Raw genomic sequence first — 22,231 nt, forward strand, 5'->3', positions numbered from 1 at the left:
GCGGCAGATGACTCTGGAGATCTACAACTATGCAGACTCTTGACTTCCTCGACAAGAAGTCCCTCCGTGACGACATCCCCGCATTCGGCCCCGGTGACACCCTGAACGTTCACGTTAAGATCGTTGAAGGTAAGAACCACCGTATCCAGGTCTTCAAGGGCTTCGTCGTTGGCCGCCAGGGTGCAGGCGTTCGCGAGACCTTCACCGTCCGCAAGGTTTCCTTCGGTGTTGGTGTTGAGCGTACCTTCCCGGTTCACTCTCCCTCCATCGAGAAGATCGAGCTGGTGACCCGCGGTGACGTCCGTCGTGCAAAGCTGTACTACATGCGCGACCGCCACGGTAAGGCTGCTCGTATCCGCGAGAAGCGCGAGTTCTAATCTTTATAGATACAGAATTCTGTTGCAAACCGCTCCCCAACCGCATTCCGCGGGAGAGGAGCGGTTTTTGCATATTCTGAGACCCCGCTTTCTGAAACCCCGCTTTCTGAGAACCTTGCCGCTCTCAGAAAATAAAAGCCCAAGAGCGCAAACACTCTCGATACAATAGCTAGGTACCGTTTCACTCGAGCTAGGTATCTCTCAAACGAAAGGCTCACTCCAGCATGGCAGACGACAAGAACACTGCGAACACCAGCCCCTTCCCCGAGGGATACCAGCCTCAAAGCCGCCGCGAGCGCCGCGAAATGGAAGAATACTTCGCGCGTCTCGCCGCCGAAAAGACGGCAGATGAGAAGGCCTCGACCGAGAAGGCAGCCCCCTGGAGCGCTGTCTCTTCCACCGAAAGCGATACTAAGAGCACCTCTGAGCGCGATCACGAGGTGGTAGCTAGCGCCGAGGCGAGCGCCGCCTCCGCAGATGCCGCCGTTGCGACTTCTTCCGCCGCGAAGAACACTAAGCGCGAAGAAGCCACCGACGAGGAGACAGCCGCAGACGTGGAAACCACCAAGGACTTCTCCGAAATGACCCCCAGGGAACGCCGCAAGGCAAAGCGCGCCGAACAGGCAGAGCTGACCTACTCCCAGGCGCAGGAAGAAGGCCGCCTCGGCGAATGGCTCTGGGTGCAGGCACGCGAAGGCGGCACCGTCATCCTCTACGCGCTGGTCATCGCATTCCTGGTCAAGACCTTCCTGCTGCGCGGCTTCTACATTCCTTCCGGCTCCATGGAGCAGACCCTGCAGGTCAACGACCGCGTGTTCATCAACGTGGCGGGCTCCTACTTTAGCGAGCCCAAGCGCGGCGACGTCATCGTCTTCAAGGACTCTCAGGGTTGGATTCCCTCCACCCAGAAGACCAGCAGCCCGCTCAAGGATGCCCTGTCCTTCGCGGGTATTCTGCCGGATACCTCCTCGAACTTCCTGGTCAAGCGCGTTATCGGTACTCCCGGTGACGTGGTCGAAAGCGACGGCAACGGCAAGATCAAGGTCAACGGCGTAGAGATTACCGAACCGTACCTGTACCCGGGCAACCCGCCCTCCGAGCTGGCGTTTAAGGTGACCGTGCCCGCCGGCAAGTACTTCGTGATGGGCGACCACCGCAGCAACTCCGCCGACTCCCGCTACCACATTAGCGATGGCACCGCGTTCATCTCCAAAGACGACGTGCAGGGTAACGTGTTCGTGGTGGCGTGGCCGCTGAACCACTTCGGTCTGCTGCAGGATCAGAGCTCGGTGTTCTCCTCGATTCCTGAGCCGACCTCCACCCCGAGCGAATAAGCGAGCGTGGGAATGATGGTGAGCGCCCAGAAGAGCGCAACGAAACCCACTCAAGCTAAGCCCGCGAAGACAACCCCGCCCGCCGCCGACCTTGAGTACGAGCAGCAGCTCTTCGCCTCCGGTGCCCGCACAGTTGCCGGAATCGACGAGGTAGGCCGCGGCTCCATGGCGGGCCCGGTCACCGTGGGCGTCGCAATCCTCACCCCGGACGCCACCCTCGAGGTGGGCGGGCTGATCGACTCCAAGGCGCTCTCACCGGCACGCCGCGAATCCATGGTTCCCGAAATCCGCCAGTGGTGCGCCGTGGCGGTTGGGCACGTGGAACCGGCAGATATTGACCGGCTCGGTATGACCCTCTCGCTGAGGCTTGCCGCCCAGCGTGCGCTCGCCGAGCTGGCGCGCCGCGGATACCGTGCCGACGCCGCCCTGCTGGACGGTAAACACGACTGGTTCACCCCTCCGCAGGAGGACCTGTTCAGCGCGCTGGCGCCGGACCCGGCGCAGGCACACTACAACGCACTGCTCGCCCAAGCGTGGGAAGGCGTAGGTGAGGGTGGTGCAGATGAGCCCGCGCAGATGCCGGTGACCATGGTCATTAAGGGCGACTACAAGTGCGCCTCCATCGCCGCCGCATCGGTGGTTGCGAAGGTGGAACGTGACGAACTGATGGTTCAGCTGGATACCCGCTACCCGGGGTACGGCTGGGCAAAGAACAAGGGCTACGGATCTGCCGCTCACCGCGAGGCGATTAGCGTGCAGGGCCCCAGCCCGCAGCATCGACTCTCATGGTCGCTTCCGGCGACCGCCGAGCAGATTGAGGCCGCCGCGGCACAGCGCGGCTAGAGCGCGCGGTGTTCCTGAAAACCGCGCCTCGGAAGCCTGCGAAAGCCCAACGTGCCACCGCTGAATCAGTACTACAAAAGCCCAGGAAAGGAAGAGTAGTGAGCGCAGAAGACCTCGAAAACTACGAGACCGACGCCCAAATGGCACTCTACCGCGAATACAAAGACGTCATGTCGCTCTTTAGCTACGCGGTAGAAACCGACCGACGCTTCTACCTGGCGAACCAGGTGGACGTCACCCCGCACGTGCAGGACGGCACCCTCTACTTTGAGGTGAGCATGAGCGACGTGTGGGTGTGGGATGTATTCCGCTCCAACCGCTTTGTGAAGAAGGTGCACGCCTACTCGGTGCGTGACGTGAACGTGGAGGAGCGCCTGCCCAACCAGGAGTTCACCGTGCCGGAAATGCCGGACTTTAACGCCTAGCTCACGTCCGATTTACCGCCTTGCCGGGGGTAAGCACGGGTAGGCGCGCCGGTGCCGGGTGATTGGAATGCGGCGGGACTGAGTGATGAAAGTGCGCGCAGAACCAGGCGGCGAACCTGCGCGAATATGACGCGTCGATTCGACACCCGAGCGGTGTTTTTGAAAAATATACCCCAAAATTTCAAATAACCGACTGTGGATAACCTCTAATTCCTTCTGGGAGCCGAGGTTATCCACAGTTTTTCGTTAACCGCATTCGGGCACGCGCGCGGCGGGCACAGTAGAAGCACTACCGCTATCTACCGGGGGAGAGACCCATGACAACAGCCCGAATAACAGCCCGCGCCGCAACCCGAAGCGCACCCAACAGACCCCTGCTCCAGAGCACCCAGCCTCCGCGAACCCAGCTCCAGCGAACCCCGCCTCGCGCCCACAGCGTCGGCAGGTGGGGCGAGGAGCTGACCGCCCGCATCCTGGAAGCGAACGGCTACCGCATTCTGGAGAGGAATTGGCGACCGCCCGCCGGGCTGGAACACGAACAGATCCGCGGCGAGCTCGACCTGATCGCCATTGACCCCGAGGACGAACTGGTTTTCGTTGAGGTCAAGACCCGCAGCAGCGAAGACTTTGGGCACCCGTTCGCGTCCATTGACCGCGATAAGGCGCGTCGCACGCGCTCGCTGGCGATTCTCTGGTGCCGCCTGCGCGAGAACCTGGATTTTCCGCGCTTTCGCATTGACGCAATTGCGGTGACCGGAACCTGCGAAACCTTCACCTTCGAGCATCTGAAGGCGGTGGCGTAATGGGATTCGCACGCACCTATTCCGTGGCGCTGGTTGGCTTGCGCGGGCATATTGTTGACGTCGAGGCTGACATCTCGCAGGGCCTACCCGGCTTCGTGCTGCTGGGACTGCCCGATACCGCCCTCAACGAATCTAAAGAGCGTGTGCGCTCCGCGGCGAAGAACACCGGCATCACCCTCACTCAGCACCGGCTCACCGTGAACCTGACCCCCGCGACCCTACCCAAGCGCGGCTCGGCGTTCGACCTTGCCATTGTGGTTGCGGCGTTGCAGGCGGAGAAGAAACTGCATCCCAGCGGCGATAGCGTCTTCCTGGGCGAGCTGGGACTGGACGGAACGCTACGTCCCGTGCCGGGCATCCTGCCCGCGGTCAAAGCAGCCGTGGATGCCGGTCACCACCGCGTGATTGTGCCCGCCGAAAACGCTGAGGAGGCGGCGCTCATTCCCGGCGCGCAGGTGAGCGGTTTCCGCTGCCTGGCGGAGGTCTTTGCCGCTCTCGGCGCTGAGAGTCAGAAGCTGACCTACCCGCCCGCCCCGCAGACGGAGGCGAGCGCCCCGGCGGTGAAACCGGCTGAAATTCCCTCGGATATGAGCGATGTTGCCGGTCAGTCGCAGGGTCGTTTCGCCCTGGAAATTGCCGCCGCGGGTGGCCACCACATGCTGCTGACCGGCCCGCCCGGTTCGGGTAAAACCATGCTGGCGGAGCGCCTGCCGAGCATCCTGCCGACCCTCGACAACGATGCCGCGATGGAGGTGACCGCGATCCGTTCTCTCTGCTCGGCGGGGGAGCACCTGAGCGAGCTGGTGCGTCAGCCGCCGTTTGAGGCGCCGCATCATAGCGCCTCCGCGCCGGCGATTCTGGGCGGCGGCAGCGGCATTCCCCGCCCGGGCTGTGTGTCTAAAGCGCACCGCGGCGTGCTCTTTCTGGACGAGGCGCCGGAGTTCAAACGCACGGTGCTTGATTCGCTCCGTCAGCCCCTGGAGTCGGGGACCGTGACCCTGGACCGTTCGAGCGCGTCGGCGACATACCCGGCGCGGTTTCAACTGATCCTGGCGGCAAACCCGTGCCCCTGCGGCATGAACGTGGGTACCGGTACGGAGTGCACGTGCGCCCCGCGTGAGCGTCGCGCCTATTTTGGGCGGCTGTCCGGCCCGCTGGTGGACCGCATTGACGTGAATGTGACGGTTCCGAAGGTGTCCTCCACGGAGCTTGCGGGCGGTCAGGTGAATGAGAGTTCGGCGCAGATTCGCGAGCGCGTCATGGCGGCGCGGCAGGCTCAGCGGGAGCGCCTGGAGCCGTACGGGTTGAAGACGAATGCGGAGATGAACGGCAAGATTCTGCGCGGTCCGTTGCGTTTGGATGCGAAGCTCACCGGCGAGCTGAACGCCGCCGTGGATCGCGGAACGCTGACGGCTCGCGGCTACGACCGGGTGTTGCGTATCGCCTGGACTCTCGCCGATTTGGAGGGTGCCGCCTACCCAAGCCGGGAGCACCTGGATGTGGCGCTTTTTCTGCGGCAGCAGGGGCAATTGAAATAGGGACCGCTGACATAGCGTGCCGGTTTATAGAACGAATCACTCACGAGAGGAGAAGAACGTCATGAGTGAGAAGAAGCTCAGAAAACGAGCTGAAGAGGCCGAATTGAAAGAAAATGGGCTGAGAGAAACAGCGCCGGACGAGTGTGTGCCAGAAGAGAAAGTAACGGGGGAGAGCGCGCCTGAAGAGAGCGCGGCGGAGGATTTTGTGCAGGAGGAACTGCAGATTCGCCTGCCCGGTCGCACCCTGGATGCGCACGCCCTGGCGCGTGAGAGAGTGGCGCATATCCTGTCGCTGGGGCAGGAGCCTTCGCCGAGCCCGTATAACGCGGCGCGGTTGCCGGGGTTCCTCGCATCCTGCCTGAACCCGGTGTACCTGGAAGAGATGCACCTGAATGAGATGAATCAGCAGGAACAGCAGAGGGAGCGGCTACAGGGTGAGGCGCTACAGGGTGAGCGCCCCGAACCTGTGATGGGCACAGCCTCCAGCAGTTCTGACCCCGCGCCCCTGTTCAACCCCGCCCTCAGCGCGGAGGAGCTTGAGGCGGCGTGCCGCGAGTACATCCGCTGCTGCACCGCCCAGCTGATGCGCTACGCCGAACCCGCCGATGAGCTCGTGGTCGAATCCCTCACCACCCTGGGAGCGCCGCTGACCCTGCACTACCTGCTGACCGGGCACATCCCGGATGAGCACACCTGGGAGCACGGCGAACCGGACGAACAGCTCAGCGAATTTCTGCACTCGGTGGGGGCGCCCGCGGAGGGGGAGTCCGCCCTGTTTTCCAGTGCGAATGGCTACTACACGCCGGGTGAGCATCAGATGAGCCGCGATAAGTTTGGCAAGGCGCTCGCGACCCGCCGCCTGCGCTGGAACCGCCGCATGGAACGCACCCTGAACGCGGAGGCGCACATGGCGGCAACCTGCGGGGCGTGGCTGGTCACTCCCGCCGATCCGCTGTGGCCGCCGCAGCTGAACGATTTGGGGCCCACTCGACCGTACGGACTGTGGTGTCGAGGCGATTCGCGGCACCTGCTGGATGTGGCGTCTGCCCCGAGCGTGGCGCTGGTCGGTTCGCGCGACCCGAGCATCTACGGTACGGAGGCGACGACCCACCTCGCCGCCGAGCTGGCGCGCCGCGGGTACACGGTGATTTCTGGCGGTGCGATGGGCATTGATATTGCGGCGCATCGGGCGGCGTTGACTCAGCAGGGTAGCGACCTGCCAACCATCGCCTTCATGGCGGGTGGGCTGGATCGGCTGTACCCGGCGCAGAACTCGGATGCGCTGAACATGATTGTTGACCGCGGGCTCATCATGAGCGAGGTGAGCGTGGGCAACACCCCCACACGTTGGCGTTTTCTGGAGCGTAACCGCCTGATTGCGGCGTTGGCGCGGCACACCATTGTGGTGGAGGCGCGCTGGCGTTCCGGTGCCCTGAATACGGCTCGTCACGCGATGGAGATTGGGCGTACCCTCTGGGCGGTTCCAGGGCAGATTAATTCGCCGAACTCGGTGGGCACGAACCGTCTGCTACGCGATGGACTAGCGCAAACACTCACCGAGGCTGCCGACATCCTCGAGTACGATGCCGCCGCGGGTTTCGAGCTGGGCACCGAGCACGAGAGCGAATGGGATCAGGTTGCTTCCTCCAGCGCGCTGGATGAGCTGACCGAACGACAGGGTAGGGTGTGGGACGATTTGAGCCCGCGCTCCTACCGCGGCGTGGATGAGATTGCCGCAGCTCTCGGGTTGAGCGCTCGCGACGTGATGGCTGACCTGTTCCACCTGGGTCGCTGCGGTCTGGCGGAGAGCAGTGGAACGAGCTGGAGGAAGGTCCGCCCGGCTGTCGCGGCGTAGAAGAGCCCCCGCTGAGCACCTCGCTGAAAACCCCGGCTGAACGCCTGTAGTGAACGCCCCTGCTGAACGCCCGTAGTGAACATCCCGGCAGTAGCGGGTTGCGGCGGCCGGTCATAACAAGGCAGCACGTGGAGAGCGTGGAACCTCTCTACAATTGGGGTAGGCTTGCGCGTACTGGCGCGGAGCCTACCCCCGCCGCGCTATCAGCAGATACGCCGGGGGCAGAAATACAACGTCGAGAAGCATCAACGCCGCCAGAGCCAGGAGCCAGAAACCCGAAAGGAGGGACGCATGACCCCCGCCCGCCAGCACGAAAACCGAGCTGAAAGCCGGGAAGAATACCGGGACGAGGCTCCCTCCACGACCCTGCCGGTGACCTACACCCGTAGCCTTGCGGACAATCATCCCGAAACCCAAGCTGAGGGTTCAGGCTCCGCCCTACCCGGCTCTGTTCTACCCGATTCTGCACTGGGTGTTTCCGGCGAGGTGTTCCGCCCCGTCCTGGACCGTTTTGAGCGTTTTTTGCGCTATGAGAAGCACCGTTCCGAAGAGACGATCCGTTCGTATATCTCCGATTTGGAGGGCTTCTTCGGTTACATGGCTCGCCGCGGCGTGCGGCATCTGGACAGCATTGATGCGTCCCTGATTCGTGAGTGGTTGGGTTCACTACATCTGCGGCAGGCGGCTCGTTCTACGGTGGCGCGCCGCGGTTCGACCCTGCGCACGTTCTTCACCTGGGCTCAGGAGGAGGAGCTGGTGCAGGCCAACCCGACCCGCGGTATGCGCACCCCCAAGCGGGAGAATCACCTGCCGCCGGTGCTGAGCCGTGAGCAGATGAACCAGCTGCTGACTACCCTGCAGGAGCGTCGGGCGCAGGATCCTCGGGATGCGCGCCTGCTGCGCCTGGAAGCCGTGGTTGAGGTTCTGTACGCCTCGGGCATGCGTATTTCTGAGCTGACCGGCCTGGATTTGCAGAGCGTGGACCGGGCGAATAAGACGGTGCGCGTGCTGGGTAAGGGCAATAAGGAGCGCGTGGTGCCGCTGGGTACCCCGGCGCTTAAGGCGTTGAATCGTTGGGTGTCCTATGGTCGTCCGCAGTGGATTCCGGAGGGTGCGCAGGGCGTGACGGCGCTGTTTATTGGCCCTCGGGGCGGGCGTGCGAATACCCGCCAGATTCGTGAGGACCTGACCCGCCTGCTGCGCACGGTGGAGAACACTCAGGCGTCGGGCGCGCACGTTTTGCGTCATTCGGCGGCGACTCACCTGGTCGATGGTGGCGCCGATATCCGTTCGGTGCAGGAGCTTCTGGGGCATTCGTCGTTGGCGACCACGCAGATTTACACGCACGTGTCGATGAAGCGTCTGGCGGAGACGTACGCGCGGGCGCATCCGCGAGCATAGGGTGGCAACCCGAAAGTTAGCTGTCTCTCTATTTGAACCTTGCCCGTTCGGGTTGTACGAATGGACGAGTTCAATCTAAGCTATACACTGTTCAACCTCTGTCTAGGCTCCCAGCGCAGCCCAAAGTTTCTGCACAGTGATGTTTATACAGGGCGGCTGAACAAGGTAGCATAGGTAACAGACTAACCGTGGTCTCCGTCTCTATAATGGCACCGCGTACGAGTACTAAAAACCAGAAAGGTCGCACCGCATGCGCGCACTCGTTTGCCCCGGACAGGGCTCCCAGAAGAAGGGCTTCCTGAGCCCCTGGCTCGAGATTGAAGGTGTGCGTGAGCACCTGGAACGACTCTCCGAAGCGGCAGGCATCGACCTGATTCACTACGGCACCGAAGCCGAAGAAGAAACCATCAAGGACACCGCAATCGCCCAGCCCCTCATCGTCGCTGCTGGCATTGTCACCGGTCGCCTCGCACTGCGCGAACTTGAGGGTGAAGAGCTCATCTTCGCGGGCCACTCTGTTGGCGAAATTACCGCGGCAGCCCTCGCGGGTGTGCTCAGCGACGAAGACGCAATGCGTTTCGTGCGCGTGCGTGCCAACGGCATGGCGGAGGCGGCAGCCGCCTCCCCGACCGGCATGGCCGCAGTACTCGGCGGCGTTGAAGAAAACGTCCGCGAAGCCATCGACGCAGCAGGCCTCGTCGCGGCAAACTCCAACGGTGGCGGCCAGATCGTAGCCGCAGGCCCCATCCCCGCTATCGAGGCATTCGCCGCGAACCCGCCCGCACGCGCTCGCGTCATCCCCCTGAAGGTTGCTGGCGCATTCCACACCGAGGCAATGGCACCCGCCGTGCCCGCACTGGAAGAGTTCGCCGCGTCCCTGCAGGTCTCCGACCCGACCTCCGCACTGCTGACCAACCGCGACGGTTCCGCCGTGGAATCCGGTGAAGAGTTCGTCAAGACCCTCGTCTCCCAGGTCACCAGCCCCGTCCGCTGGGACCTGTGCATGGCAACCCTGCTTGAGCGTGAGGTCGCCGGTATTATCGAGGTCGCTCCCGCAGGCACCCTGGTCGGCCTGGCAAAGCGCGCGATGCGCGGCGTGCCCGGCACCTCCATCAACACTCCCGAGGACCTCGCCTCGCTGAAGGGCTAAACGCTGCAGGAGAGCACCCAGCCCTCCCCGCGCTAGGAACCCTTCACACTAGACATGCACTTTAGACATGCGAGGCACACAGTGCCTTGCGAGCATCAGCACTAAGGATTGAATACGTGACTACCCTCAAGCAGTACGAAATCAACCGCTACTCCCGCATCCTCGGTTACGGCGCAGCCCGCGGTGAGGTCATCGTCCCCAACGATGACATCGTTGAGGCAATCGACTCCTCCGACGAGTGGATCAAGCAGCGCACCGGCATCGCAACCCGCCATCGCGCCAGCGAAAACCAGTCGGTAGCCGACCTCGCCATCGGTGCCGCCAAGGACGCCCTGGCAGCATCCGGTGTAGCCGGTGAGGACATTGAGGCGGTCATCATCTCGACCATCTCGCACCCCTACGCAACCCCCTCCCTGGCAACCCTGGTCGCTGACGCAATCGGCTCCAAATGCCCCGCATACGACATCTCCGCAGCGTGTGCAGGTTTCTGCTACGGCATCGCCCAGGCAGACGCCCTCGTCCGCGCAGGCACCGCAAAGCACGTGCTGGTCATCGGCGTTGAGAAGCTCTCTGACTTCATCGACAACACCGAACGCACCATCTCCTTCCTGCTCGGCGACGGCGCAGGCGCAGCAGTCGTAGGCGTCTCCGACGAGCCGGGTATCGCACCGACTGTGTGGGGTTCGGACGGCTCCCGTTGGGGTACTGTGGGTATGACTCACTCCCTGTTGGATATCCGCAACCGCGACTTCGTAGCAAACCCCGTGCAGGAAGGCGAAAAGATTTGGCCCACCCTGCGCCAGGACGGCCCCTCCGTCTTCCGCTGGGCAGTATGGGAAATGGCAAAGGTCGCCAAGCAGGCACTCGAAACTGCCGGCATCACCCCCGACGAGCTCGGCGCACTCATCCCGCACCAGGCAAACGCCCGCATCATTGACCAGATGGTCAAGACCCTCAAACTTCCCGACACGGTGGCAGTGGCACGCGACATCGTTGATGCCGGTAACACCTCCGCCGCATCGGTTCCCCTCGCCGCACACCGCCTGCTCAAGGAGAACCCGGAACTCTCCGGCAAGTTCGCCCTGCAGATCGGCTTCGGTGCCGGCCTGGCATTCGCAGCTCAGGTAGTCGTCCTTCCCTAAGAAAAACCACCAGAGCCCGATGCTCACCGCCCCTCACGACCGGCACAGTGCCGGTACACGAGAAAGAAAATAAAGCGGGAAAGCATCCCCTAAACTCCGAGTTGCCGCATGCGTACACCACGCAGACACGATAAACTCGGTAATGCACGCGTACCCCCACCCGGCGGGTGCGATGACCATCGAACAACAAAGGAGCCCCTGAATGGCTAACAAGGAAGAGATCCTCGCAGGTCTGGCAGAAATCGTTAACGAAGAGACCGGCGTTGAGGTTGAGGACGTTCAGCTGGACAAGTCCTTCACCGAGGACCTGGACATCGACTCCATCTCGATGATGACCATCGTCGTGAACGCTGAGGAGAAGTTCGAGGTGACCATCCCGGACGAAGAGGTCAAGAACCTCAAGACCGTTGGCGACGCAGTCGAGTTCATCGCGAACGCTGCCTAAGCTATAACCAATAACGAGGCGGCGCGGGCTCTCACCGGCCCGCGCCGCATCGCTATTCACTCAGTATCAACCCAACATACCCCCGGGAGCACAGCGCGGACCCCGTAGCGTGGACCCCGCGCGGAATACACACCGCATACCCCCGGGCCCTACAGGTTTTTATCCACACACCACCGGATAAACCACCAAATCGACCACCGAAGAGAAAGTGCCACAATGTCTCGAAAAGTGCTGGTGACCGGCCTCGGCGCGACCACCCCCATTGGCGGCGACGTCCCCACCACCTGGGAAAACGCAACCAAGGGCGTATCTGGTGTATCCACCCTCGACCACCCCTGGGTCAAGGAATACGACCTGCCCGTATACATTGCAGGCCAGCTCGCCGTGCCCGCCCTCGAATCCGGCCGCCTCACCAAGGTAGAAGCAAAGCGCCTGGATCCCTCGGGCCAGCTCGCCCTCATCGCCGCACGCGAAGCATGGGAAGACGCAGGATTCTCCGGCCCCGACGCCGAATCCGCAGAAGAAGTCGACCCCGAACGCACCGGCGTAGCCTTCGGCACCGGTATCGGCGGCGTGTGGACCCTCCTCGACGCATGGGACACCCTCCGCGAAAAGGGCCCCCGCCGCGTCCTCCCCATGACCGTTCCCATGCTCATGCCCAACGGCAACGCAGCAGCCGTCTCCATGAACCTCAAGGCACGCGCCGCAGCACAGACCGTCGTCTCCGCATGCGCATCCTCCACCGAAGCCATGCAGCTCGGCGCCGAAATGATCCGCAGCGGCAAGGCAGACGTCGTCATCGTCGGCGGCGCCGAAGCAGCAATCCACCCCCTGCCCATGGCAGCATTCGCCAAGATGCAGGCACTCTCCTCCCGCAACGACGAACCCGAAAAGGCATCCCGCCCCTACGACGTCGACCGCGACGGCTTCGTCATGGGTGAAGGCGCAGCAGCGCTCATCCTCGAATCCGAAGAGCACGCCAAGGCACGCGGCGCACGCGTCTACGCGGAACTGGCAGGCACCGGCGTATCCGCCGACTCCTACCACATCACCGCACCGGACCCCGCAGCACTCGGCGCAACCCGCGCACTGCGCGAAGCCCTCGAAGATGGCAACATCGACCCGAAGACCGTCGTGCACATCAACGCGCACGCCACCAGCACCCCCGCCGGTGACCTGCCCGAAGCAACCGCAATGCACGAAACCTTCGGCGAGCACACCAAGAACATTGCCGTCTCCGCAACCAAGTCCATGACCGGCCACCTGCTCGGCGGCGCGGGCGCACTCGAAGCCGTACTGACCGTATTGGCTCTGCACCACCGCACCGCACCCTGCACCATCAACCTGGACAACAAGGACCCCCAGATTGACCTGGACGTGGTGACCGACGCACGCGAGCTGCCCGCCGGTGAGATTGTGGCACTGTCGAACTCCTTCGGCTTCGGCGGTCACAACGCTGTTGTAGCATTCCGCTCCGTAGAGGGCTAATCCCTCAGGGCTTCTAGCCTTATATAGATATAACGCTCCCTCAACTACCGTGTGTAGCTGGGGGAGCGTTACGTTTTCTGAATGCGTTTACGAGAGAGTGGCATACCGGACACCGCTCGCGGGGGAGTGCCCCCTCTTCAGCGCCTGGGGGCGCTTCGAGGACGGAGCCCCCGCTTCGCGTGTCCGGTACGACCTCTAGGTCGCCTATCCCTCGGGTTGGTTGAGATGAGGGTTGGTAGGTGGGTACCTTCTCGGGGCAGTTTGCCTCAGTCTGGGGTATATGAGGCTGGTCTGGGGCTGAGTTTCGTGCGCAGCTCGCCTGAGTTTGGGGTGGGCAGGGTATCACAGGTTAAAAACGGGTGGCGTATTCGCTCCGGCACTGCGAATACGCCACCCAAACACACCACACTCCACAAGACAATGCAGAGCGCGCGGGATCAACCATCCCGCAAGGTTCCCGCAACCTCCATCGCGCACCACGGTAGGCGACGACAGAAGAACGGGAGCTTATGACCGTTCGACACACACAACACCCCACACAAGGGTGCACACCGTGCGATCATCCGGAAGTTTATTCGGAAGAGCTCCCACGCCGGTTCCGTCGAGAAAATAATTCGGTGTGGTTGCCTCCCGATGGTGAAGCACATCAACATCGTGTGCCGCAATACTGCGCAATCCAGTACGCGCAGATGTTGCGTGAAAACCATACTCGGGAATGCAGTCCGCGGGCCAGTTTTCCAGCTTCAAATGGCAGAAGCTTAAGGGTTTGATGTGAGTGCTCGGATGGTCCGAATCAAGTAGCTCTCAACGGAACCGGTTTATCGGTGATGGGAGCTCCTGTAGATAAGAATAACCTTAAATCACCCCTGGAGTAAACCTTAAACCAATAATTTAACCTTATTGTTATAATTCCTTGTCATAAAGGTATTGACGGGTGTTCAATGTGCCCTGAGTAGCCCCCTGGAGGCCTCCGTAACTCTTTGGTCTGTTTGGTGCTCTCCACCGTTATAAAACCGTGATAAATCGCTCCCGAAAAATGAAGAATCAGGTTCCGAAGCGGCCCAGTGAGTGGTTGCTGAGGGGGGTGCGTAGCGGGGCTTGAAGACACGCTAAGAGCACAGTCATAAAACGTCATCTTGTCACGTAAGTTATCCCAGAGAAAACAAATTAAACCCCCGGCGTGCGCCGTGGCATAATCAATATCGACATCGTGCTCCGGGGTCGGTGAAATTCCGAACCGGCGGTCACAGCCCGCGAACCGCTCTTGCAGGCAGGCAAAAATCGTACGAATCTTCGCATCTGCGCAGGACGCTAAATCCACACAGGACGCTAAGACTCCGCTAGAGATGCCCGCCCGCAAGAGAGGCCGAACCGGTGAAAATCCGGTGCCGACAGTACAGTCTGGATGGAAGGTAGCACGAGCAGAAAAAGGCAGGAGCGCACTCCGCCGAGCATCCCGAGGCCCCTCGGGGTAGCGTGCAGGGTGCACCAACGCAGTTGCTTCAGAGAGTTGCTGCTTCAGAAAACTGTTGCTGAGAGAGCGGTTCGTTGAGAGAACCGTTGCTTAGAGAAATAGTTTCTTGAGAGAGCCTCAGCTTTCGATGCAATAGGGGAGAGGCGCCCCACGAGGTGCCGGTACGTTAATCCCCTCGGTCGCAGTCGGCTGATTTCAGTTGCGGTTTTCAACTGTGGTTTTCAGCTGCGATTTTCAGTTGCGGTTGGCTGGTTTGCCACTCCTGCCGCATCACGGATACCCGGCACCCCACGGCGCCCACGGTACCGCTCTTTCTGTTCCTCTCCCCGGAGCCGCCGCAGATGCGCACCCCGCGCATCCGACACACGGTCCAACTCAGAGAGGAAAGAAACATGGACATCCTGCGGTGGCTCTTCGACGCACAAATTCACGTGGGGGACCAGTCCCTCCTCGTGCGCGAAGTTCTCGGAAACGCATTCGGTCTAGCATCGGCGCTGGGCGGCATGCGACGCAAAGTATGGGCGTGGCCCGTCGGCATTCTCGGCAACCTGCTGCTCCTCACCGTCTTCCTGGGCGCCCTCGTCGGCAGCCCGCACCCCGTCACCATGCTCGGCCAGGCAGGCCGCCAGATTATGTTTATTGCCGTGTCCATCTGGGGCTGGCACCGCTGGCGTGCAACCCGAGCCGCCGGAGGTAACGCCTCCGAAGGTGCCGCAGTGATCCCCAAGTGGGCTACCAACACTGAACGCGCAGGCCTGATCGTCGCAATGGTTGCAGGCACCCTGCTACTCACCCCCATCTTCCGTGCCCTCGGCTCCTACGAACCGGTCTGGTCCGACGCCTGGATCTTCACCGGCTCGCTGCTCGCCACCTACGGCATGGCGCGCGGCTGGGTTGAATTCTGGCTCATCTGGGTTGCCGTCGACCTGGTCGGCGTGCCGCTGCTGTGGAGCGCAGGCTACTACGCAACCTCCTTCATGTACGTGTTCTACGGATGCTTCACCCTGGTCGGCTTCTTCGTCTGGTGGCGCACCCGCAACCTGGAGGCGCAGAAGACCCAGGTGCAGACCCAGTTCCCCGACGTGACCGTTGAAGTAACTGACGTGAAGAAGGGTCGTGCATAAGATGCCGCAGAATCCCTCGCAGGAGGCGCTGGCTGGCGCGCATCTGCCCGCAACCGTCACCCCGAGCGTATCTTTGCCGCGCAACGATGCGGACTACTCCGCCGCGGAGTACGGGCACCTTGCTGGGCTGCCCGCCGCACGCACCCTCCAGCTGCCCGACCCCGAGCAGACCCTCAGCCACGCAGAGGCCATGACCCTGGCGCTGCAGGCGGCACTCCAGGGTATCCGCGGCGCGAACCCCCTCGTCGGCGCCGTCATCACTGACGCGCACGGGCACCTGCTACATGTGGGCTACCACCGAGGCGCAGGCACCCCGCACGCCGAAGCCGACGCCCTCGCCGCCGCCCGAGCCGCGGGAACCGACCTCACCGGCGCCCGCATGTACGTGAGCCTCGAGCCCTGCAACCACACCGGACGCACCGGCCCCTGCTCCCACGCCGTCGCCGAGGCGGGCATCAGCGAACTCTACTACGCCTACAGCGACGACACCGAAAACGCCGCCGGAGGCGCCGCCTACCTGCGCTCGCAGGGCGTCACCGTGCACGCCATGGAGGAGTTCGCGAACGCATCCTACCTGCTGAACGAGCGCTGGTTCATTGCCGCCGCCGAACGCCGCCCCTTCATTACCGCAAAGAGCGCCTCCACCCTGGACGGGTTCATCGCGGCTGCTGACGGCACGAGCAAGTGGATTACCGGCCCCGCCGCGCGCATTGACGGGCATCTGATTCGTCACCGCGCTGACGCCGTCATGATTGGCACCCGAACCACCCTCATGGACGACCCGACCCTGGACGCGCGCGACGCCAACGGGGAACGATTCGAGAAGCAGCCGCTGCGCGTGGTCATGGGCAAGACCGAGATTACCGAAAACTACCGGATTCGCGGCCTCAACCCGCCCGAAGGCGTGGAAGCGGACCCGCAGAACTTCCTGCAGATCTTCACCCACGACCCGCGCGAACTGCTCGACGAGCTGTACGCTCGCGGCGTGCGGCACCTCATGATTGAGGGCGGCCCCGGCATGGTTGGCCTCTTCGCCGGTGAAGACCTCATCGATGAGATGGTCTGGTACCGCGCCCCCATGATTATGGGTCGAGGCAAGAGCGCCGTGTACCGTCTGCTCGTGGACACCCTCGCGCAGGCGCCACGCCTGCAGCTGGATGACCTGGGTATGTTCCCGGCGGTGCGCGTGCTCGGCAATGACACCGCAACGCACCTGGTGCCGGCACCTCGCGGAACGGCACAGGAACCGGGAGAGCGGCGCACCCTGCCGAAGCTGGACGCCTGCCACGCGCCCGAACCGAGACTGGATTAGCCGCGACTGGCAGTGCTGGCTGGTTCGCATGCTGGCACAAAAGCTCCCCGTCACGGGGAATATTCGAAAAATACGTATAGTTATACCGACGAACAAACCATCGCCGCCCGTCGCCCTCAACGACGACGCCCCGGCGGACACGGCGAGAAAAGGAAAAGCACACATGTTTACCGGAATCATTGGCGCCCTCGGCACCGTAGAATCCATCACCCCCATCGAAGGTAGCGACGCAGCCTACCTGACCCTCAACGCCGGTGACATCGTCGCCGACCTCGAACACGGTGGCTCCCTCGCCGTCAACGGTGTATGCCTCACCGCTATCGACCTCGACCAGCTGCAGCCCGGCCAGTTCCGCGCCTACGCGATGGGGGAGACTCTGCGCCGCACCAACCTCGGCAACCTGAACCCCGGTGACACCGTCAACCTGGAGCGCTGCCTGCCCGCCGGTGGCCGCCTCGACGGTCACGTCGTGCAGGGCCACGTGGATGCGGTAGGCACCCTCGCATCCGTTACCGCGCACGAGGCGTGGAGCACCCTGCGTTTCAACCTGCCCACCGAGCTGGCACCCCTGCTGGCTGAGAAGGGCTCCATCGCTGTGTCTGGCGTGTCCCTGACCGTCACCGCCGTTTCTGAGCCCGGCGAAACCCCCGCATGGTTCGAGGTCGGCCTGATTCCCGAAACCCTGAAGGCAACCAACCTCGGCGCGCTCAAGGTCGGCGACAGCGTGAACCTTGAGACCGATGCGCTCGCTAAGTACGTGCAGCGCCTGACCGCGTTCGCAGGCGTGCCCCAGGCTGACTCTGCGCACTCCGGTGAGCAGGTTGCACCCCGCCGCGCCGACGCCGCAAGCATGCTCGACAGCGTGCAGACCGCAGTGGACGCTATCGCTGCCGGTCGCGCCGTGGTCGTCGTTGACGATGAGGACCGCGAAAACGAAGGCGACATCATCTTCGCAGCCGAGCACGCAACCCCCGAGCTGATGGGCTTCATGATTCGCTACACCTCCGGCGTGGTCTGCGCACCCCTGAGCAACAAGCGTGCCGACGAGATGAACCTGCCGCCCATGGTCACCAACAACGAGGACCCCAAGGGCACCGCCTACACCGTCTCCTGCGATGCGGCATCCGGTGTGAGCACCGGCATCTCCGCAGCGGACCGCGCACGCACCGTGCAGATTCTCGCGGACGCTGCCTCCACCCCGGCGGACATTACCCGCCCGGGCCACATCTTCCCGCTGCGCGCCGTGGACGGCGGCGTGGCGGAGCGCCCCGGCCACACCGAAGCCGCAGTGGAACTCTCCCTCGCGGCGGGCCTGTCCGGCGTGGGCGTTATCGCCGAGGTTGTGCACGACGACGGCTCCATGATGCGTTTCGACGCACTGCGCGCCTTCGCAACCGAGCACGACCTGCCCATGATCTCTATCGAAGACCTCATCAAGTACGTAGCTAAGGCGTAGGAGAACGCATGAGCGAAACCCCTAACACCCAAGCAACGCCAGGCACTCCCGCAGAGCTGAGCACCCCCGCGGCTGTCACCTTGGCAGAGCCGGGCACCCCGGTCGAGCCGGTTGAGGCGCAGGCTGAAGAGCTCAGTGCCGAATCCCTGCGCATCGCCTCCCAGCTCGCTGAAGGCTACCGAGTCAGCCCCCTCGACATGGTGCCCAACCCCAGCCCGCTGCTGGTCGAAAGCACCGAAGAGGTCGCCGTACCCACCCCGCAGGGTGTGTTCGGTCTGCGTGCCTGGCGATTCGCAGACGGCGCCGAGCACATCAGCGCCCGCGCCCTCGATCGTGACGGCACCCCCGTACCCACCGAGGACGGGGGAGCGCCCGCGGTACGCATCCACTCCGAATGCGCCACCGGCGATATTTTCGGTTCCTTCCGATGCGATTGCGGCCCCCAGCTGGAGAACGGCCTGCGCATCATTGGCCGCACCGGCGGGTACCTCATCTATGTGCGCAACCACGAAGGACGCGGCATCGGCCTGGTCAACAAGCTCCGCGCCTACGCGCTGCAGGATGCCGGGCTCGACACGCTCGATGCGAACTTGGCGCTCGGCCTGGACGGCGACATGCGCGACTACTCGCAGGCGGCACTGATCCTGCAGGAACTGGGCGTGAACGAGCTGAGGCTCGTGACCAACAACCCCGCCAAGCAGGAGGCGCTCGAAAGCCTCGGCCTGCAGGTCACCGAACTCATCCCGGACGAAATTCCCGCCCGAGTCGAGAACGCACACTACCTGCAGACCAAGCGTGAGCGCATGCGCCACGTGCTCAAAAGCGCGTAGCGGCACCCCTGCAAACCCCTAATTTTTCAAAAACCAAAAACCCACAAGGAGAACACTATGAGCGGCGTAGGCGCAGCAGACACCACCCTCAACCCCGAAGACTACAAGGGCTTCAAGCTCGCAATCGTAGCGGCAAGCTGGCACACCCAGGTCATGGACGGCCTCATCGACGGTGCGCAGCGTGCAGCACGCGACGCAGGCATCGAGCCGACCCTCGTGCGCGTTCCCGGCACCTTCGAGCTGCCCGTCGCAGCAACCCGTCTCGCTGAGAAGTTCGACGCAATCGTCGCGCTCGGCGTGGTCATCCGCGGCGGCACCCCCCACTTCGACTACGTCTGCCAGGGCGCAACCAACGGCCTGACCGACGTGTCCGTGCTGACCGGCCGCCCCATCGGCTTCGGCGTGCTCACCTGCGACAACGAGCAGCAGGCACTCGACCGTGCAGGCCTGGAAGGCTCTAACGAAGACAAGGGCTACGAGGCGACCGCAGCGGCACTGCAGACCGCAGCAACCCTCAAGCAGTTCAGCAACTAACACGGCTGAACGGTACGCGGCTCAGTTTCACGAAGAGAACTATTGAATCTTCACCGTGGAACTGGGCCGCAGCACCGGTTAAACTGAAACAACGCGCGGCACTAGAGCCTCAGTATGCTGAGCCGCAGCGCCACAGCGCGCTCAGGTGATAGCGCACAGACGCGCTCCCAACCCAACACCAAGGAGTACAGCAATGCAGGATTTGGGCACCATCACCCCCAGCCTCGAAGAATTCCGCGCCCGCGCAGCCGGCACCCGCGTCATTCCCGTACACATCAAAATCCTCGCCGACTCACTCACCCCCATCGGCATCTACCGATCCCTCGTACTCCAAAACGACCAGGGTGAACCCGTCGAAGCAGCCCACGGCACCTTCCTGCTCGAATCCGCCAAAATCTCCGCAGAAGGCGAATCCGCAGCCTGGGACCGCTACTCCTTCATCGGCGCATCCTCCCGCTCGACCCTCACCACCGTTGACGGCGCAGTCCACTGGCAGGGACGCACCCCCGCCGGCGCACCCGTCGACGGCGATCCCGTAGAGGCCATCGCAAAGACCCTGCAGATGCTCTACACCGAACCCGACCCGACCCTGCCGCCGCTCACCTCCGGTCTGGTCGGATACCTCGGCTGGGACGTCGTACGCCACTGGGAGCACCTGCCCTTCCCGCCCGCCGACGACGTGAACCTGCCCGAATTCGCGCTCAACATGGTCTCCGACATGGCAATCCACGACAACAAGGACGGCACCGTCCTGCTCGTCGCCAACGCCATCAACTTCAACGGCACTAGCGAAAACGTTGACGGCGCCTACGAGGACGCCGTCGCGCGTTTGCACAGCATGCTCCGCCGCCTGCAGCGCGGCGCCACCGCAACCACCTCCACTCTCTCCGGCGTGGCGGACATTGACCGTAAGGTCCGCGAAGACGTCACCCTCACCTGGAGCGAACAGGGCTTCAAGGACGCCATCGACCGTTCCAAGAAGAACATCATCGACGGCGACGTCTTCCAGATTGTGCTCTCACGCCGATTCGAAGCCGAAACCAACGCCAAGGCACTCGACGTGTACCGTGTACTGCGCCAGTCCAACCCCTCGCCGTACATGTACCTCTTCAACTTTGAAGACAGCAACGGCACCCCCTTCCACATCGTCGGCTCCTCCCCGGAGGCGCTCGTCACCCTCAAGGACGGCATCGCCAGCACCCACCCCATCGCCGGTTCCCGCCCGCGCGGCGCAACCCGCGAAGAAGACCTCGCACTCGCCGAGGAACTGCTCGCCGACGAAAAGGAACGCTCCGAACACCTCATGCTCGTCGACCTGGCACGCAACGACCTCTCACGCATCGCCAAGCCCGGCACCGTGTCTGTCGACCAGTTCATGATCATTGAGCGTTTCAGCCACATCATGCACATTTCCTCCGCCGTCAGCGCCGAACTCGACCCGCAGTTCAGCGCCTACGACGTGCTACGCGTCGCCTTCCCGGCAGGCACCCTCTCCGGCGCGCCCAAGCCGCGCGCCATGCAGCTCATCGACGAATACGAACCCACCCGCCGCGGCGTCTACGGCGGCGTATGCGGCTACTTCGACTTCGCCGGCAACATGGACATGGCAATCGCCATCCGCACCGCCGTACTCAAGGAAGGCACCGCCTACGTACAGGCAGGTGCGGGCCTCGTCATGGACTCCAACCCGGACTCCGAAACCCTCGAAACCGTCAACAAGTCCGCCGCCCCGCTGCGCGCTGTGCTGACCGCCTCCGGCCTGGCACCCCTGGACGCAGACGCAGCCGTCAACGCCACCAAGTAACCCAAGGAGACACCATGAGCACCGTTCTCGACGAGATCATTGTCGGCGTCCGCGAAGACCTCGCCGCCCGCGTACAGCAGGTTCCCCTCGAAGAAATGAAGAAGCGCGCCCTCGCAGCCGCACCCGCCCGCGACGCGCTCGCCTCCCTACGCGGTGAAGTACCCGGCGGCGGCAACGGCACGACCGCACGCATCATCTCCGAGGTGAAGCGCTCCTCACCGTCCAAGGGTGCGCTCGGCGAAATCCCCGACCCCGCCGCGCTCGCCGCACGCTACGAAGCAGGTGGCGCCGCAGCAATCTCGGTACTCACCGAACAGCGCCGCTTCAACGGCTCCCTCGCCGACCTGGACGCTGTGCGCGCCGCCGTGAACATCCCCGTACTCCGCAAGGACTTCACCGTTGACGAATACCAGATCTGGGAGGCACGCGCACACGGCGCCGACCTGGTGCTACTGATTGTGGCGGCCCTCGACGAGCAGACCCTGCGCGAGTTCCTCGAACTCACCGAATCGCTCGGCATGAACGCCCTCGTCGAAACCCACACCCCCGAAGAAATCGAGGTCGCCCAGCGCATCGGCGCGAAAATCGTCGGCATTAACGTGCGTAACCTCAAGACCCTCGAAGTCAATAACGAGCACTACGCATCCCTCGCAGCGCACCTGCCCAACTCCGTCATTAAGGTTGCTGAGTCCGGCGTCGCCAGCATTGAGGACGTGCGCGCCTACGCCAGCGCCGGTGCCGATGCGGTCCTCATCGGTGAAGCACTGGTACGCTCCGGCGACCCCGAAGGTACCGTGCGTGAATTCTCCAAGGTGCCTGTGACCCGATAGGGGTCGCTAAGAGATGGCGTGCCGGACGCCGATCGCGGGGGAGTGAGGCTTCCGTGGGTTAGTTGT

The 22,231-nt window shown here is 63.2% G+C and carries 19 protein-coding genes and 1 riboswitch; all 19 genes read left to right on the forward strand.

The window, feature by feature from the left end:
- Positions 1–29: 29 nt before the first annotated feature.
- The 19 genes from rplS (at position 30) to trpC (ending at position 22,165) form a co-directional block, all read left to right on the forward strand.
- Positions 30–377, forward strand: a complete 348-nt coding sequence (gene rplS, locus HMPREF2980_RS03490) for a 50S ribosomal protein L19 (protein ID WP_012903660.1) — start codon at positions 30–32, stop codon at positions 375–377.
- Between the two features lie 224 nt (positions 378–601).
- Complete coding sequence (gene lepB, locus HMPREF2980_RS03495; protein WP_070690180.1) at positions 602–1,711, forward strand: signal peptidase I; 1,110 nt, start codon at positions 602–604, stop codon at positions 1,709–1,711.
- A gap of 15 nt (positions 1,712–1,726) precedes the next feature.
- Positions 1,727–2,554, forward strand: coding sequence for a ribonuclease HII (locus HMPREF2980_RS03500; protein WP_070690329.1), 828 nt, complete (start codon positions 1,727–1,729; stop codon positions 2,552–2,554).
- Between the two features lie 98 nt (positions 2,555–2,652).
- Positions 2,653–2,979 (forward strand): DUF2469 domain-containing protein, encoded by a 327-nt coding sequence (locus HMPREF2980_RS03505; protein WP_005506259.1) that lies wholly within the window; start codon positions 2,653–2,655, stop codon positions 2,977–2,979.
- Between the two features lie 317 nt (positions 2,980–3,296).
- Positions 3,297–3,782 carry a YraN family protein gene (locus tag HMPREF2980_RS03510; protein WP_005506258.1) on the forward strand — a complete coding sequence of 162 codons (486 nt, stop codon included), beginning with the start codon at positions 3,297–3,299 and terminating at the stop codon, positions 3,780–3,782.
- Positions 3,782–5,320 carry a YifB family Mg chelatase-like AAA ATPase gene (locus tag HMPREF2980_RS03515; RefSeq protein WP_049349981.1) on the forward strand — a complete coding sequence of 513 codons (1,539 nt, stop codon included), beginning with the start codon at positions 3,782–3,784 and terminating at the stop codon, positions 5,318–5,320. Before HMPREF2980_RS03510 ends, HMPREF2980_RS03515 begins: the two co-directional genes overlap by 1 nt.
- A gap of 145 nt (positions 5,321–5,465) precedes the next feature.
- Positions 5,466–7,175 carry a DNA-processing protein DprA gene (dprA, locus tag HMPREF2980_RS03520; RefSeq protein WP_246823660.1) on the forward strand — a complete coding sequence of 570 codons (1,710 nt, stop codon included), beginning with the start codon at positions 5,466–5,468 and terminating at the stop codon, positions 7,173–7,175.
- 291 nt (positions 7,176–7,466) lie between these two features.
- The gene (locus HMPREF2980_RS03525; protein WP_049341372.1) at positions 7,467–8,576 is read left to right on the forward strand and encodes a tyrosine recombinase XerC; all 1,110 of its coding nucleotides are present in this window, start codon (positions 7,467–7,469) and stop codon (positions 8,574–8,576) included.
- A 250-nt stretch (positions 8,577–8,826) separates the two neighbouring features.
- Positions 8,827–9,726 (forward strand): ACP S-malonyltransferase, encoded by a 900-nt coding sequence (locus HMPREF2980_RS03530; protein ID WP_070690183.1) that lies wholly within the window; start codon positions 8,827–8,829, stop codon positions 9,724–9,726.
- A 116-nt stretch (positions 9,727–9,842) separates the two neighbouring features.
- Positions 9,843–10,868 (forward strand): beta-ketoacyl-ACP synthase III, encoded by a 1,026-nt coding sequence (locus tag HMPREF2980_RS03535; RefSeq protein WP_049341370.1) that lies wholly within the window; start codon positions 9,843–9,845, stop codon positions 10,866–10,868.
- Positions 10,869–11,070: 202 nt separating this feature from the next.
- A complete protein-coding gene (locus HMPREF2980_RS03540; protein WP_005507475.1) occupies positions 11,071–11,313 on the forward strand; it encodes an acyl carrier protein in 243 nt (80 codons plus the stop codon).
- A gap of 216 nt (positions 11,314–11,529) precedes the next feature.
- The gene (fabF, locus tag HMPREF2980_RS03545; RefSeq protein WP_070690184.1) at positions 11,530–12,801 is read left to right on the forward strand and encodes a beta-ketoacyl-ACP synthase II; all 1,272 of its coding nucleotides are present in this window, start codon (positions 11,530–11,532) and stop codon (positions 12,799–12,801) included.
- 1,206 nt (positions 12,802–14,007) lie between these two features.
- Positions 14,008–14,224, forward strand: a riboswitch (FMN riboswitch).
- A gap of 443 nt (positions 14,225–14,667) precedes the next feature.
- The gene (pnuC, locus tag HMPREF2980_RS03550; RefSeq protein WP_070690186.1) at positions 14,668–15,399 is read left to right on the forward strand and encodes a nicotinamide riboside transporter PnuC; all 732 of its coding nucleotides are present in this window, start codon (positions 14,668–14,670) and stop codon (positions 15,397–15,399) included.
- A gap of 1 nt (position 15,400) precedes the next feature.
- Entirely contained in the window at positions 15,401–16,711 is a 1,311-nt protein-coding gene (gene ribD, locus HMPREF2980_RS03555; RefSeq protein ID WP_070690187.1) for a bifunctional diaminohydroxyphosphoribosylaminopyrimidine deaminase/5-amino-6-(5-phosphoribosylamino)uracil reductase RibD, read from the forward strand.
- Positions 16,712–16,874: 163 nt separating this feature from the next.
- A complete protein-coding gene (ribB, locus tag HMPREF2980_RS03560) occupies positions 16,875–18,167 on the forward strand; it encodes a 3,4-dihydroxy-2-butanone-4-phosphate synthase (protein ID WP_070690189.1) in 1,293 nt (430 codons plus the stop codon).
- Between the two features lie 8 nt (positions 18,168–18,175).
- Positions 18,176–18,997 (forward strand): GTP cyclohydrolase II, encoded by an 822-nt coding sequence (locus HMPREF2980_RS03565; RefSeq protein WP_070690192.1) that lies wholly within the window; start codon positions 18,176–18,178, stop codon positions 18,995–18,997.
- A gap of 57 nt (positions 18,998–19,054) precedes the next feature.
- Positions 19,055–19,531 carry a 6,7-dimethyl-8-ribityllumazine synthase gene (gene ribH, locus HMPREF2980_RS03570; RefSeq protein ID WP_005506244.1) on the forward strand — a complete coding sequence of 159 codons (477 nt, stop codon included), beginning with the start codon at positions 19,055–19,057 and terminating at the stop codon, positions 19,529–19,531.
- 193 nt (positions 19,532–19,724) lie between these two features.
- Positions 19,725–21,335 carry an anthranilate synthase component I gene (locus HMPREF2980_RS03575; RefSeq protein WP_070616439.1) on the forward strand — a complete coding sequence of 537 codons (1,611 nt, stop codon included), beginning with the start codon at positions 19,725–19,727 and terminating at the stop codon, positions 21,333–21,335.
- 14 nt (positions 21,336–21,349) lie between these two features.
- A complete protein-coding gene (trpC, locus tag HMPREF2980_RS03580; RefSeq protein ID WP_049357069.1) occupies positions 21,350–22,165 on the forward strand; it encodes an indole-3-glycerol phosphate synthase TrpC in 816 nt (271 codons plus the stop codon).
- Positions 22,166–22,231: the final 66 nt, after the last annotated feature.

Origin of the sequence: Rothia sp. HMSC076D04, from assembly GCF_001814645.1 — a bacterium.
Lineage (GTDB): Bacteria > Actinomycetota > Actinomycetes > Actinomycetales > Micrococcaceae > Rothia > Rothia mucilaginosa.